8 protein-coding genes are annotated in these 15675 nt (G+C 38.6%); 7 read left to right on the forward strand and 1 reads right to left on the reverse strand.

The features are described from left to right. Position 1 precedes the first annotated feature (1 nt). On the reverse strand, positions 2-5305 hold the full coding sequence (locus JYB62_RS06465; RefSeq protein WP_205644598.1) for a hypothetical protein: 5304 nt from the start codon (positions 5303-5305) through the stop codon (positions 2-4). 261 nt (positions 5306-5566) lie between these two features. Here JYB62_RS06465 and JYB62_RS06470 point away from each other — a divergent pair, with 261 nt between their 5' ends. The 7 genes from JYB62_RS06470 to JYB62_RS06505 all read left to right on the forward strand — a co-directional run bounded on the left by JYB62_RS06470 (position 5567) and on the right by JYB62_RS06505 (position 15558). Further along, the gene (locus tag JYB62_RS06470; protein WP_205644599.1) at positions 5567-6829 is read left to right on the forward strand and encodes an NAD(P)/FAD-dependent oxidoreductase; all 1263 of its coding nucleotides are present in this window, start codon (positions 5567-5569) and stop codon (positions 6827-6829) included. Positions 6830-6963: 134 nt separating this feature from the next. Then, a complete protein-coding gene (locus tag JYB62_RS06475; RefSeq protein ID WP_205644600.1) occupies positions 6964-9378 on the forward strand; it encodes a TonB-dependent receptor in 2415 nt (804 codons plus the stop codon). Between the two features lie 64 nt (positions 9379-9442). Beyond that, positions 9443-10072: a hypothetical protein gene (locus JYB62_RS06480; RefSeq protein ID WP_205644601.1), complete on the forward strand. Its 630-nt coding sequence runs from the start codon at positions 9443-9445 to the stop codon at positions 10070-10072. Between the two features lie 100 nt (positions 10073-10172). Then, a complete protein-coding gene (locus JYB62_RS06485) occupies positions 10173-10400 on the forward strand; it encodes a FeoA family protein (protein ID WP_205644602.1) in 228 nt (75 codons plus the stop codon). Between the two features lie 5 nt (positions 10401-10405). Then, positions 10406-12532 carry a ferrous iron transport protein B gene (feoB, locus tag JYB62_RS06490; RefSeq protein WP_205644603.1) on the forward strand — a complete coding sequence of 709 codons (2127 nt, stop codon included), beginning with the start codon at positions 10406-10408 and terminating at the stop codon, positions 12530-12532. Positions 12533-12701: 169 nt separating this feature from the next. After that, positions 12702-14183 (forward strand): lipopolysaccharide biosynthesis protein, encoded by a 1482-nt coding sequence (locus JYB62_RS06500; protein WP_205644604.1) that lies wholly within the window; start codon positions 12702-12704, stop codon positions 14181-14183. Positions 14184-14631: 448 nt separating this feature from the next. After that, the gene (locus JYB62_RS06505; RefSeq protein ID WP_205644605.1) at positions 14632-15558 is read left to right on the forward strand and encodes a universal stress protein; all 927 of its coding nucleotides are present in this window, start codon (positions 14632-14634) and stop codon (positions 15556-15558) included. Positions 15559-15675 lie beyond the last annotated feature (117 nt).

Below are 15675 nucleotides of genomic sequence, written 5' to 3' on the forward strand. Positions count from 1 at the left end.
ATTAGGCTATCTGTCGACTTTCTTGCCAAGTCTCTTCAAAGCTGATATTGATGATGAAGCAAATACTTATGTCCAAACCAAAAGTCACCGAAGCAGTACAATCCGTTCTTTCAGGACTGGAAATTCTTTTGACGGTTCCACTTGCTTCTATATAAATAGTTACACTTACCACTCCGCCCAACAGATTCGCATGCCCTTTGAAAAGCATGAAGGCAGTAACTTCAATGACATTGGCATCTGCATACATTTCGCAACCTACCATATAGGTGACGCTTACATTCCCCACAACTGGAAGTCCTACAGAAATATTGGCTCCAAAACCAAATTTCATCATGAGACTTGGGCCTATTTTGGTATCACAAGCGATTTTGACCTCAACAGAACCAACAGCATAAATCGTAGCGGCTCCGACAGTTACACACATCACTTCCAATCCACCATTGAACTGGATAAATCCACCTGCTGTAGGAAGTAGTTGCTTTGGATCTGTGGTTACTTTTAAGGCCGCATTGAAATAAACTCCAAGCGCCAAACCTGCCTCCAACCTCAATGGACATTGAGGTGAGTTATAAACGGAATCCTCTGGAGGGAAGCGTATCAAAGGGATTTCTTTGGAAGCCTCAAACTTATATTCCCAGATTTCACCAGCATTACTCATGGCTATTTGCAGTCCTTTGCGCATCACTGCTCCATAGTCACCCGTACTCAAGGCTGCCAACATCTGTAACAATTCAATTACAGGCTCTAAAGCTGGGCTAAATTCCACTTCAGGTAATGGGATCCCATCCAAAGGACCAGGATTATCCTTGTCTCCAGCATACCCTGTCTCTTTTCCTTTGCCAGCATCAAAATTCCCTTTGATGGTAATTAATCGTTCAAATGAGCCCAAGTCAACCACCATTCCCACGTTATTTACCTTACTCTTCCAGGTATCGGCTAAGTCATTTGCAAAAGAATCTACATCGAAATTCAACTTGGAATCCACATACTGCTTATTTCCTGGAGCTCCCTGTGTCGCTTTGTATTCAATATAGATTTTCAAAGAATCCATATTCACCAAATACAGTGGGTCAAAATTAGGGACATCAAATGCCAAAGCTTTATTCAGTGCCTGATTCGCTTCTCCTGATAAGAGTTTAAATCCTTTATCAACAATTTTTCCTGCTTCCTCTTTAGCCGTAATCTCCATCAACTCCAGCACTTTCCTCCCTCCATCAGTGGCCGCATTTTCAATAAATGCCTTGACTTTATTACCCTGGTCATCTACCCCTTCCAATAAAGCCATGGCCTTGCCATAATTAGAATAGGCATCTCCCACATTTGGGAAAATACTGCTTCCATTCATCAATTTGTAAGCATCTGAAAAGATGGGAGGGGTTTTACTCAACAACTTGGAAACCCCTTTCTTATAACTAGGGGTCAGAAAGAGCGCTTTTTGTGTGGAAGTACTTTGTAAAAATCCATAATTGAACGTGGCTTCAACCGGATCTCTTAAAATCTCCATAGGATGCGCCAATCGAACCAGATTATTATTGACATCCGAATTGCTCACGACTTTTTCTGCTACCCATTTTCCTATTCTAATCAAAGGAATAGGAACATGAGGAGGTAAAGGAGTCACTTCTCCGGTACCTGTCTCATGCTGCACCATACTCCAACTACCGTCTTTGGGAAGAATGACTGAACCTCTCGTAGAGGCGACAAAAATTGGATTTCCAAACTCATTGCCCGGTTTTTCCGAAGGGGAAATATCAAATCGGTTGATTTGCATTAACTGACCTGTGCCCCCCACATCCATCACACAATCCACATCCCCTCCAATCAATCCTCCTTGTAATCCCAACAAGGTATTAAGTTGTTTTGGAGTCAATGGAATACCTGGAGGTGACAATTGAACATATCCTAAAATCTTTTTGGCGGGAGTTCTTCCATTTTTATGCCCTTGAACTAAATTCTCAATCTCCACATCTGCATCGAAATAAACTGCAACGCATTTGACTTGTTGATCCAGGTAGCTTAAGCCATCTGAAGTTTCACTATTGACAATGACATCTCCACTTTCATTGATGTATTTTTTCCCGATTTGGATTTGATTAGAAGTCACAAAATCGGCTACCGACCCATCTTCTTGAATATTGGAAATGTTAAAAAGCCCCCTAAGTGTACCGGGGTGCAATTCATATCGCTCTTTTTCCTCCAATTTTCCGGGGAATGATTCGTCAATGTATTTCGCTCTAAAATCAAAAATCCCATCTGATTCTGGTTGCCAACCGCTATCAGTTCTAAATACAAAGCCAGAACTTGTCCGGAAAATAGTGATCGTTCTTACCACACGAATCCCCCAAGGGTACACGATACTTTTAACTTGAATTACTTCGTGCCCTGTCCTCCCAAGCATCACATCAAATCTTGCTTGGCTTGTTTGAGCAATGGCAGCGGAGGGGCTCAGCCAATTACTGAACATACTGGCTCCGTATCCTGAAAAATCAATTTTGCTTACCGGAACACCTCTGGAAAGTAATTGAGTGGGATTACCTTGGTTGACAAAAAATTCACCATTAAAAATTTCTGTAACACTTTGACCTAAGGTAGAAGCCCCACTAGCCACACCATTCATTCCCAAGACATTATTTAACTGAACAGTAAATCCTGCAAACATGGGGGAGTCATTCATTTTAGGTTCAGCAGGATCCTTTTTACCATAATTTCCAGCTGTCGCTCGGATTTGAATCCCTCCTTCCATTTGATTAGGGAAATTCGGCCGAACATTATCCAATTCGGGCTTGATGGTCTCTTTGGCATTGGTGTGACTTAATTCTGCCAAAGCTTTCATTCCGAATGAAAGTGTAAACTGCGCATTCACCGAAGCTTCCTTTTTCTGGTATTTATCCAAGATAAATTCAACCAAAGGTTTTGGTGAGATGGCAATCCTTTCCGAATGATTATTTAAAATTCTGGTGGGACCACCATCGTTGGGATAGTAGTTAAATAAAACCGGAGGATCTCCCGGCTTGGATTTGCCAGGAGGAGTTAAATTGAAAATTGGTTCCCATGCCACCTGAGGCATCATGAATAAGCGAGTCATTGCTCCAGGAGCAATCACTTCCATTCCCTCCACAGAAATCAATTGACCCGATTGGGAAATCGTTGCTTCAGATTCAGAAACTAAATGTGCTATACCTGTGGTTATTCGATCTCTTCTAGGCAGTCCCATACTTACCCCCAACTGGTTGGCATTTGAACTCACATCCAGTAAGGCAAAATACTCCGTTTCATAAGGCCTCATGAAGGGATCCAATTGATCTTCATAGGGAGGCAATCCATTATCACTTGCAGCAGTATTCACGGCTTTTAAAGTACCTACTACAGTCTCTGATTTCACGTGATTCATGGAGACCGAGCTTGCAGCCATGGCAATATCTCCTTGACCGGAAGTAGAGGTATTGGCAGGACCAAAATGAAACTTGACTTCTACAGAATCTGATTTTTCATCTAGAGGTTCTTGACTGATTTGGCAAACCAGCCAACTCTTAATCCCATCAATTCCCTTCCTTTTATCACCGAATTGTCTTGCAAATAATCCCAGGTTGGCAACATAAGGATCAGGTAAAGTAGGCATGTAACTCAACATACCAAACACTAAGAATGTCTGGCTCTTAAGAATTTTTTTCCAGTCCTCGGAACACTCTCCGAATACCAATGCACCATTTACAGGAGATATCGTGAAAAGTGCATTTTCTAATGCAATAGCTATACTTTTAAAATCAGGAACTTTACTAAAGGGCAACTTATTGTCCCAAAGTATATTGTCATCAAATAGGTATATCAATTTCTTTGCATCGCTTCCCGCCAATATCAAAGCTGAATTTTTTGTCTTAACAGAAACTGGTAAACCATTCACTTGTAATGGTCTATCCACTTTAATTTCAGAATTGACCAAGCCTGCAATCATTTCAGTTCCTTCGGCCAGGGAATTATATAAAAACAGGGCTCCCTTCTTTAAGCTCAAAGAGACTGATGTTCCATGTTCATTCAAATCATCTTTCCAATGATTGATTTCCTGAAAAGCTCCTTCCCCATTGGAAAACTTATCCGTGATCCCGATTCTTCCAACATCAACTAATAGAAACGGATTCTCTAAAAAGAGCTTCCTAGCCTGTAGCCCTTGCCATTTTAATTTTATACCTGACTTCAGAAGTTGAAGAATCCCTCCTGAACCTGCTACTTCTAAAGGTGCTGAGATATCTAACTCAGGTGCTGGAATAGCCCACCAAGATTCCTCAATACTTGCACTTCCTGAGAATTCTGCCATGGGGCTCTTTTGCTTTTTAGGAGCAAATTCTGACTCAGAACAATCAAAGGGGATGAGTAATCTTGAAAGTTGAGAATTGTACTTAGGTACTTTCTTTGACCTTCTAAAGGAAGCCTTCTCTCCATATACTATGCATTGAGCATCACTTATTTCTTTTAATTGAATTTTGGAAGCTCCTGAAAATGAAAAATTAAGTTTATTAGGGGTATTGATCTTCGCTTCAAATGCATCTCTTCCATGTTTGTTTTTTGAATTGGTAGCATTCGGAGCCTGATCTAAATCCAGACTTACCTGAACCGAGGTTGTGGCGGCCAAAATAAGTTTCTCTCCTTGTAAAACTGGATCTGCACTTAATTGAATCCTCCCGTCTTTCACCAAAAAACCTACATAGCGTGAATTTGGCGCATTGCTAGCAAGCATATCCGCTCGGACATAAAAACTACCAGCTGCGACATCGTAAGTTTTTGTTACTTCAATGGGTGCAGCATTGATCTTTTTAACTTTTGATTCTTTAAAAGTTGCTTTAAATAGAAGTACGGGAAGATTACTGTTTTGCTGGTAAATCCCCACCAACTTGGTTACCCTAAAAAAATCAATTATTACTACCCTTCCATCTACCCTTTTCAAGGGTCCAATCGATTTGACCACCTTTGCACCCGCTGCCCATTTGGGTGTACTCGCCCTAATCTGAGTGCTTTTGACAGGAACCTCCCTTACAAATGCTTTCAACCTCGGCTCACTTTCTTTCATGGTAGCCTTATCAGCCACCTTCTTTATGAGCTCGATCTTTTTCTTGGGAATTCTTTCTTGAAAAAAAAGTTCAGAATTCTCAAAACTGAATGGCTCTTCTTGAATTTCTTGGCTATCCTGAATCAGTAAGGATTTTGCCAAAAGTGGGATTCCTTCATCCCATTGTTTTTTCTCTGAAGATTTTCCTGCATTCAAATGACCAAAAACATTGGACAATAGTGATTCCAGCTGGTCTTTTTCCATGATAAAAAGGATTAAAAGTAAGACTTAATGCATTTTTCAAGGGATAAAAAGAAAGGCTTAAAAAAATAAACACTCAGGAGTTAACCTCTTGAAAAACAGATGTTTAATTTAAAAATTATATCACAAAAATACTAGTTAAAACTCTTGAATCTCTACCTAAGTTTTAAGGTTTGTGATAGAAAACAATTTTTGAAATGTGATAAAAATCACCTTTTACTTAGTTTGTCTCAGTTAAATTTATAATTATCAATTCGCTAACACATGAACCATTACCAGATTTTAATTATAGGAGGTGGAACTGCAGGTATCACCGTGGCTGCACAACTTAAAATAAAGGATAAATCCTTATCGATGGCTATCATCGAGCCCTCTGAAAAACACTACTATCAGCCCGCTTGGACTTTGGTAGGAGCAGGAACTTATAATTTCAAAGATACCGAGAGAAGCGAAGCTGATTATATTCCTAAAGGAGTTGATTGGATTAAAGATTATGCTACTGGAATAGACCCCGATAGCAATTCTGTCACCACTAAAGACTCAGGAAAGATCACCTATGAATATTTAGTGGTTGCCCCAGGTTTAGTAATGATGCCTGAGTTGCTTCCCGGACTTCCTGAAGCTATGGAAAAGGGAATTGTTTGTAGTAATTATACCGACCCTGAGTACACCTGGGAAGAGTTACAAAAATTTAAAGGAGGAAATGCTGTATTTACTCAACCCACCACACCTATCAAATGCGGTGGAGCTCCTCAAAAGATTATGTATTTAGCTGAGGAATATTTCCGTCGTTCTGGAGTAAGGGACAAAACCAATGTCATATTTGCGACTCCGGGAACAGTCATTTTTGGAGTTCCTGATTTTGCCAATACACTTAATCAAATAATTCATGACCGGAACATCATTTTCAAACCGTTTTATGCGCCTGTAAGGATTGATCCAGACAAAAAAGAAATCACTTTTAAGTATATCAAACCCAAAGGAGATGCTTCCAAAGAAGTGGAAGGTAATACTATACGAGGGGAATTGGTAGGAGAAGATGAAATCAAAATACCATTTGATTTTCTTCATTTGGCACCACCTCAAGGGGCACCAAAATTTATCAGAGAATCTATTGTATCTATACAAGAAGGTCCAAATAAAGGTTGGGTAGATGTGGATAAGAACACCCTGCAACATCTTAGGTTTCCGAATATCTTCTCACTTGGCGATGTAGCAGCATTACCAACCGCCAAAACAGGTGCTGCTATTCGAAAACAAGCTCCTGTCTTAGTTGAAAATTTGATAAAATTGATCCATACCAATCATGTGGGATCAGCTGCCTACAATGGCTATTCATCCTGCCCTTTAGTAACTGGATATTCCAAAATGGTACTTGCAGAATTTAAATATGACAATGTTCGGGACAGTGACCCTTTAATTTCAAAATTTGTTGACACCACCAAAGAGCAGTATTCGATGTGGCTCTTGAAGAAATACGGCCTGCCTTTTATGTATTGGAATCTGATGCTTAAAGGAAAAGCTTAGGTTAAACCGGTCTTTAAAAGACCGGTTTTTTTACTTTGATACCTTCCAAAACAACTTATTGCCATTTTACCTAAAGCAATATTTAATCTAAATCCTATCTTTTACTTTCATCTTCCGGGACCTATTCACAATTTATGAGGAAGATCTACTTACTTTTATTTTCATTCACCCTTCTTTCTTTTACTCATTCATTTGGGCAAGTGGTTACTGTTTACGAAAAAAGCACCAAACAAGTCATTCCAGGAGTTTTGGTGTTTGGAAATGAACCTTATTTAAGTGCCATCACCAATTCAAAAGGACAGATTGAGCTCTCTACTTTTTCTGAACAAGCAGAAATACATTTTCAGCTTTTGGGATTTGAATCTGTATCCTATTCAGTTGAAGAATTAAAAGACTCGGACTACAAGGTCTTTTTAAGTCCTGGATTGATACAGATGGAACAAGCGATTGTGACAAGTAGCCGATGGCGTCAAAGTAACCAAGATATTCCAGGCAAAATCACAGTCCTTAATAAGGATAACTTCCAATTACGTTCCCCTTCCAATACCGCAGACTGGTTAGGCAGCAATGGCGACGTTTTCATCCAAAAAAGCCAACAAGGGGGAGGTAGTCCCATGATCAGAGGTTTTTCTGCCAATCGTCTTCTTTATGCTGTGGATGGAGTCAGGGTAAATACAGCCATTTTTCGTGGTGGAAATCTCCACAATGTTATTTCCATGGACCCCTTGGCTATACAAAATACCGAAGTTCTATTTGGACCTGGCTCAGTCATGTTTGGAAGTGATGCTCTAGGTGGTGTCATGGCATTTGAAACATTGAAACCTAGCTTTTCTGATTCTGGTCTCGCTGTCAATGGCAATCTTTATGGACGTTTTGCCTCCTCAAATAAAGAAAAGACGTTTCATGGGGACATTTCTTTTGCGACAGAGAAATGGGCATTTCTAACCAGTATATCCCATTTTGATTATGGGGATTTAAAAATGGGTAAAAATGGTCCGGATGAATATTTAAGATCATGGTATGTAATTCCTTCAGCCGATGGGGATATTGCTATAGTAAATCCTGATCCACAAATCCAGGAAACCAGCGGGTATACCCAGCTTAACTTAATGCAAAAAATCAGCTTTAAACCCTCCAATAAAACGGATTGGGAATATGGCTTTCATTATTCCCGTTCTTCAAATATTCCTAGGCATGACCGATTAATCCAAGGCTCATTGGAAAAACCCAGGCATGCAATATGGAAGTATGGACCTCAAGTTTGGATGATGAATCAATTGACTTTGAACCAAATTGGTAATGGGAAGCTATATGATCAAATGAGCGTAAAAATAGCCCAGCAATACTTCGAGGAAAGTCGCATCAACAGAAGGTTTAATAACTTCAGTTTATTTGATCGGATTGAAAAAGTAAACGCATGGTCTCTGAATGCCGACTGGGTGAAAAACATCAACCAAGAAAGCTTTTTAAGCTATGGAATAGAGACGGTTTATAATGGTGTAGCATCCACAGGAGTTGAAACAAACATTCAATCTGGAGAAACTGTGCCTGCCTCTGCTAGGTACCCTAAATCAGAATGGACATCTTTGGCAGCATATGGAACCTACCATGCACACCTTTCGGAAAAACTAAAACTGCAAACAGGACTTCGCTACAATCAGGTTTTTCTTTCTGCAGACTTTACATCAAATACAGCCTTCTTTCCTCTCCCTTATCAAAAAACCACCAATAACAATGGTGCTTTAACCGGTTCTTTGGGTTTAATCTTAACCCCTTCTTCTACTTGGACTATTTCTCCTCAAGTTTCCACCGGATTCAGAGCACCCAATGTAGATGATTTGGGTAAATTTTTTGATTCAGAGCCAGGCACAATCATAGTTCCAAACCCAAACTTAAAACCAGAGTACGTTTATAATGCCGAAATCAACATCAATAAACATTGGGGAAATTTCCTGAAAATTGATGCCTCTGCCTTTTATACTTACTTAGATCGTGCAATGGTAAGAAGACCCTTTCTATTAAATGGTCAAGATAGTATACCATATGAAGGAGTTCAAAGTAAGGTTTTAGCAATCCAAAACGCCGCATCAGCTACAATCTATGGTATTCAAGCAGGTGTAGAATGGTCTCCTTCTCAAAACTGGCTTATTTATTCAAAAATCAATTGGCAAAAAGGTGAAGAGGAATTGGATGATGAAAGTACAAGTCCCTCAAGACACGCTGCTCCATTATTTGGCTTAACAAGATTGACCTATTCAAAAAACAAATTGAAAATTGAGTTAAGTACGGTGTACAGTGGAGAAGTAGCATATGAAGATATGCCAATGGATGAAATAGGGAAACCACATTTATATGCATCAGATGAAAATGGCAACCCCTACTCACCTTCCTGGACTACCTTCAATATTCATAGCACTTATACGCTCATGAAATACTTAGACCTAATGGCAGGAATAGAAAATATCGGAGATAAAAGATATAGGCCTTATAGTTCAGGTTTAGCTGCATCTGGAAGGAATTTTACCTTTTCTTTAAAAGCTTCGTTTTAAAACTTATCCCTTTGAATATTTCCATTGAATTAAAGATCTTTGAGTATTATTCAACAAAAAGGAAATGGGAGCCTCTTTTAAAAATTCCATCACCACCCTACTTATATTTTTGGTCTTGGCTCTTTTGCCAATTTCCTGTGATGTGGTTTGTAATAATCCCTGTGGCTGTGGCCCCGCACCTCAAGTCAGGAATTTTAACATAATTTCTTTTTCATCCGCTAGCTACAATTTAAATGGAATTAAAGTATCTAATGAGCTTTTTCTTCCTTACAATGAAGTTTATAAATCAATAAAAGTCGAAGATTTTGAATTTGTTTCCCAGGCCGAACCAGACTCCAAAGGGAATTTTCCGGGCTTGGCATTTGCCTGTTCTCCCGTACCTCCTAAATCAACTAATTCATTGCTGTATTTAGAAATTTACAATTCCAATGAGGTGACTCTTGGAGATGGAACAGTCCTCAAGGTAGGCGAAGTCCTCAATGATTATTTTGAAATCAGTTCTGATTTCACCACTAGTCCAAAAAGCATAGCAGACTTTTTCACAGAAAAACAAGAAATATACAGTTTTGAACCTTTCAAACTTTACTTTATTAAAAATCCTGAAAAAGAGATAGTTATCACTTTTAGTGTTCGGTTTTTTTTAGAAAACCAAGTAGAAAAAGTGTTAAATGAAGTTATTTTGAGTATTAAGTAGCCTACCCTTTGAAAAACTGACAAAAATCTTATTTATTTTTCTTTAGATTCATTCCAAATAATTCTATTTTTGCGACATGGGTTATCACCCACCAAAACCTATGCATATTACCGCTGATACCATGACCGCATCTAGATCTGCCATCATCAGACAGATCACCGCATCCCCGCTCAAAATTAATTTGATGGAACTTGGCTTCCTGCCCGGTAAAACCATAACCTTAAATCACGCTGCCCCAATGGGAGGACCAATGGCTTTCCAAATGGACGAAACCCTTTTGGCGCTCAGAAAATCTGAAGCGGCCTTGATTGAGGTTCAACTGCTATAAAATTCATGTCTGAGTCAACTATTCGATCTACCACTCGAACTCCAAAAATAGCCTTGATAGGCAATCCTAATGTTGGAAAATCTACGATTTTCAATCAATTAACTGGTTTAAACCAAAAAATAGGCAACTACCCTGGAGTTACAGTTGACAAGAAAACCGGATGGATGAACTATGAAGGTGCTACTTATGAGATTTTAGATCTTCCAGGTACCTACAGCCTTTATCCTAATTCGGAAGACGAAATTATTGCTCATAGAGTATTAAACCATATTGACAAAGAAAAAAGGCCAGACTATGTATTGATGGTCATAGACTCTTGTCAACTTTCAAGAGGGCTTTTTTTAGCTACTCAACTCATTGATTTAGGAGTTCAACTCGCGATCATTTTGAACATGGCTGATTTAGCAGCCAAAAAAAACCTGGAAATCCGTAGTTATGAGATTTACAAATCTCTGGGAGTTCCAATTCTTAGCACCGATGCGAGGGCAATTAAAGGCCTTGAACAAATCAAGACTTTAATTCATGAGAAGAATTTCAGTGTTGACTCATCTTACCTAGATATTTCAGAAATAATCCCTCAGTCTTTAATTCAGCCAATTAAAGAGAAGTTTGATCTTAAAAATGACTATCGAGCCTATCAAATGCTTCGATTTGGTCCAAAAGATCGTTCGATCAATCCAGAAGATCGACTTTGGATTCAATCATTGATCGCAGATCAAAAATTTGATCTAGAGACTGCGCAACTAGAAGAGACCACCTTACGATATAGAAAAATCACCAGTCTTGTAGAATCCTGCGTAGTTAAAAAAGAAGCAAAAAAACCTGCTTCCAAGCTGGATAAAATTTTTCTACATCCTGTATTTGGGTACGCCATCTTTATTGGTATTCTACTTCTGATTTTTCAAACCATTTTCACTTGGGCCTCTGTGCCTATGGACTTGATCGATGGTTTATTTGCTGAAATTAGTGGATGGGTAAACAGTATCCTACCTCCTGGTCCATTGACCAGTTTAATCTCGGAGGGGATTGTGCCAGGGATTGGAGGAGTAGTCATCTTTATCCCTCAGATTGCCCTATTATTTGGCTTCCTTGCGATTCTTGAAGATACAGGATATATGTCCCGAGTGGTGTTCTTGATGGACAGATGGATGCGTCCCTTTGGCCTACATGGTAAAAGTATTGTTCCACTAGTATCAGGGGTTGCATGCGCCATTCCAGGAGTAATGGCGGCTAGAAACATTGGAAATTGGAAAGAGAAAATCATCACCATTTTGGTAACTCCACTTATGAGTTGCTCTGCCCGATTGCCAGTATACATTATCCTAATCGGATTAGTAGTACCTAATGAAAATTTTGGTTTCATAAATCTTCAAGCGCTTACCCTTTTGGGACTTTATCTTTTGGGAATTTTGGGTGTTTTGGTTACTGCATTTTCTCTGAAATTGATTCTTAAATCCGAAGAGAAAAGCTTTTTGATGGTGGAATTACCAACGTATAGAACCCCTCGATGGAAAGATGTACTACTTACCATGTACAACAAATCCAGAACATTTGTCACAGAAGCTGGTAAAGTAATCTTGGCAATTTCTGTGGTATTATGGGTATTGGCAACCTATGGTCCACCATCCAAAATGGAAGAAATAAGGAAAGCAGGGGAAGAACGATTAGCCCAAGCTCCAGAGGATCAACATGAGCTGATTGAATCAGAAGTTTCTTCTCAACTTCTAGAAAGCTCATTCATTGGAATCATGGGAAGAGGAATTGAGCCAGTTATCAAACCTTTGGGCTATGACTGGAAAATTGGGATTGCCTTAATCACTTCTTTTGCCGCAAGAGAAGTCTTCGTATCCACGATTGCCACCATTTATAGTATTGGAGCGGATGTGGAAGATGAATTAACCATCCGGCAAAAGTTAAACCAGCAAATTAACCCTGTCACTGGAGACAAAGTCTTTAACAAGGCAACTGCTTTTTCTTTAATGGTATTCTACGTATTTGCAATGCAATGTATGAGTACTGTTGCCGTGGTATATAGAGAAACCAAAGGATGGAAATGGCCGTTAATTCAAACAGTGTATATGACTGTTTTGGCTTACGTAGCCGCATTGGTCACATTTAATATCTTTTCTTAATATGGTACAGGAACTATTGGTTGGATTATTAGTGGTAGGAGCCCTATTCTTTTTGGGAAGAAAGTTCTTTGGAAAAACCAAAAAAGAGCCGGGTTGTGAAAAGTGCGCCAAAAACTAAACCCCAACTTTCTTCGCCCAATTTTTAAGTTTTTTTGATACTTTTAAGCTCATGGGCAAAATAGCCAAGCAGAGTCTTCAAACAGCACTTTTCTCATACATTGGAGTAGTCATTGGCTATTTCAACGTGCTATGGTTATTTCCGTATGCACTGGAAGCATCCCAATTAGGAACATTCCGAACCATTCAGGATTTAGGCTTATTGTTTGTTCCTTTTGCTCAGTTGGGTTTAGGACATGGAATTACCCGGTATTTCCCAAAACTCAAATCAAATCATTCCGCTTTTCTAAGCTTTAGTATTTTACTTGCCTTAGGTGGCTTCTTTTTAGTTTGTTCCCTATTCTTACTTTTCAAAACTCAACTCATTGCTTTATTTGCAACCAATTCACCGCAGGTAATCGACTTTCTGCAAGTAGTTTTATTGATCACACTTTTCTCCCTTTTGAGCAGCATATTTGACTCCTATGCCAGATCCTATTTAAAAGTTGCAGTACCCACATTTTTTAGGGAAGTGTTTTTAAGATTACTAACCGGAATTTTGGTAGGAACCTATTTTTTAGGTTGGATAGGGTTTGACTTTGTGATGTATGGACTGGTCGTGGTGTATGGAATTTCCACCTCAGGAGTATTGATTTATTTGCTCTGGCTAGGTGTATTGAAATTTGATTTCCGTTGGAGCAATTTTCCAAAAGGGTTTAGAAGTTCATTTCTAAGATTTAGTCTAATCACTTTTTTGGCTACCGCAGCATCCACTCTCATTATGAAAATTGATAGCATCATGGTAAGCTCCATGGTGAGTTTGGAAGCAAATGCTATTTACACCATTGCATTTAGTATGGCTTTGGTGATAGAACTACCTAGAAGGGCCATTTCACAAGTCGTAATGCCCGTTATAGCAGCCCATTTTACCAAAGGCAATTTTCAAGAGATTAATCTTCTGTACAAGCAAGTTTCCAATCGGCAATTATACATCTGTCTCCTATTGTTTATTGGGATCTGGGCCAACATTGACAGTTTATATTATTTGATCCCAAATAGGGAAATTTATGAGACTGGAAAATATGTAGTGTTCCTTATTGGCCTAGGAAAACTATTTGATGTAGTATTTTCAGTCAATAGTGAAGTGTTGGTTTTTTCAAAATATTACAGATTCAATTTAGTGGCCACCATCCTCATGAGTTTGACTATTATTGGACTTAATTATTGGTTGATACCCATATATGGCATTGAGGGAGCTGCAATTGCCTCCGCCTTGGTCATGCTCCTGTTTAATCTGGTGAAATATATCTTTTTGAAAATCAAACTTCAATTTGATCCTTTCTCTCTGCAAACACTTAAAATATTGGCGGTAGGAATAGCGGCATATCTTCCGATGTATTTTCTGAAATTTGGACAAGGTCCGATTTTAGAGATGATCTTCACTTCAGTTTGTGTATTGATGGGGTATGTGATTTTTTCCTACATATTTGGAGCAGGAAAAGAAGAATGGAGATGGATCCTGGATAAATTAAAAAATAAAAAGTCCGGATCTTAGAGTGTTACAAACCTCCTAGTAGACAAGATTTGAGCTGCCTTGAAACCGCAAACTTCCACTGTTATCCTGACTCCGAAGAGACGAGGCCCCGTCCTGAGATTCAGAACAGAGGTGAGGCCTGTTTTTGGAAAGGGCTTCACTCGGTGATTTTGTTAATTGTGAAGTTTGAACATGTCGACGACCCGGACCGGTACAAATATACGGGATAAAAATGGGGAGGTTTAAATGAATCAGCTTTTATTCGAGAAACAAATGACAAGCGGTAGTTTAAATTTTCTTTATTTTTTCAAAATTAGTTTTGTTCATACCTAACAATCATATACTTGTATAAGCCCTCAAGCATTTTTAAAATTGAAAAAATGAAAATTTCAAAATTTTATTCTATAATTTCAGTACACATTCTTTCGAAACCAACTAAATTTGTACTCTCAAAACCTTTTGGAGAATTATGTATCTGATAAAAAAGCTAATCGTATGCCTAGACCAAAGTCCAATGGATCAAACTTTGGTTCAATACGCAGAATTTATCTCGAAAGTCAATCAGACCAAAAAAATTTATTTTGTAAATGTCATAAAGAACCTTACTATCCCAAAAGAAGTCCTTGAAGAGTTCCCAAATCTTGTTGAAAACATGATCAATGAGAGAAAAGAAGCAATGGAAGCAGTCGTCAAAGAGAATTACAAGGACACCAAGGGGGTATCATTTAGTTATGTAGTAAAAGAAGGTTCTCTCTCCAAAAAAATCCTAAAACTAGCAGAAGAAAAATCTGCTGACATGATTATTATTGGTAGAAAAATTAATCTACCAGGTACGGGGGTTGCGTCACTTAGATTAGCAAGAAGGGCAAGTTGCTCTCTTCTTATTATTCCTGAAGGATCTCTCCCCAAATTAACCAAGCTATTGGTTCCTAGTGATTTCTCGGAATATTCAAAAGATGCACTAGAAGAAGCCATTATGGTTGCGGATAAATACGGAAAAGATAATCTGGAAATCATTTGCCAAAACGTTTATTCGGTCCCCTCAGGCTATCATTATACTGGAAAAACGTATGAAGAATTCTCTCAAATCATGCAGTTGCATGCTGAAATAAACTACAAGAAATTTGTCAGAAAAATAGATACTAAAGGAATAAAGATCACCCCAATTTATACAAAGGATGACAATGATGATCCTGTAGAAAAGATTGTATCCAAGGCCTTGGAGATCAAAGCTGATGGTATCATCATCGGAGCGAAAGGAAGAACAGCAGCCACTGCTCTTTTCATTGGAAGTATGGCGGAAAGATTAATCCAGTATAATGATAGTATGCCTCTTTTGGTGACAAGACCAAAAGGGAAAAATGCTGGAATTCTTGACTACATATTAGAAATCTGATATTCAAACCAACTTCTTTTTTAAACCTTCAGTAAGAAAAACAAACATAGATCTTGCTGAAGGTTTTTTTGTGAAAAACAGTAAAAAAACTAATTTTTAATATTGTATTAAACCTCG

The organism is Algoriphagus lutimaris (assembly GCF_017051705.1).
Classification (GTDB): domain Bacteria; phylum Bacteroidota; class Bacteroidia; order Cytophagales; family Cyclobacteriaceae; genus Algoriphagus; species Algoriphagus lutimaris.

What these genes read in the sequence shown, in the direction of transcription:
- JYB62_RS06465 (WP_205644598.1), bottom strand. Translation starts at nt 5,305, where the DNA reads ATGGAAAAAGACCAGCTGGAATCACTATTGTCCAATGTTTTTGGTCAT.
- JYB62_RS06470 (WP_205644599.1), top strand. Translation starts at nt 5,567, where the DNA reads ATGAACCATTACCAGATTTTAATTATAGGAGGTGGAACTGCAGGTATC.
- JYB62_RS06475 (WP_205644600.1), top strand. Translation starts at nt 6,964, where the DNA reads ATGAGGAAGATCTACTTACTTTTATTTTCATTCACCCTTCTTTCTTTT.
- JYB62_RS06480 (WP_205644601.1), top strand. Translation starts at nt 9,443, where the DNA reads ATGGGAGCCTCTTTTAAAAATTCCATCACCACCCTACTTATATTTTTG.
- JYB62_RS06485 (WP_205644602.1), top strand. Translation starts at nt 10,173, where the DNA reads ATGCATATTACCGCTGATACCATGACCGCATCTAGATCTGCCATCATC.
- feoB (WP_205644603.1), top strand. Translation starts at nt 10,406, where the DNA reads ATGTCTGAGTCAACTATTCGATCTACCACTCGAACTCCAAAAATAGCC.
- JYB62_RS06500 (WP_205644604.1), top strand. Translation starts at nt 12,702, where the DNA reads ATGGGCAAAATAGCCAAGCAGAGTCTTCAAACAGCACTTTTCTCATAC.
- JYB62_RS06505 (WP_205644605.1), top strand. Translation starts at nt 14,632, where the DNA reads ATGTATCTGATAAAAAAGCTAATCGTATGCCTAGACCAAAGTCCAATG.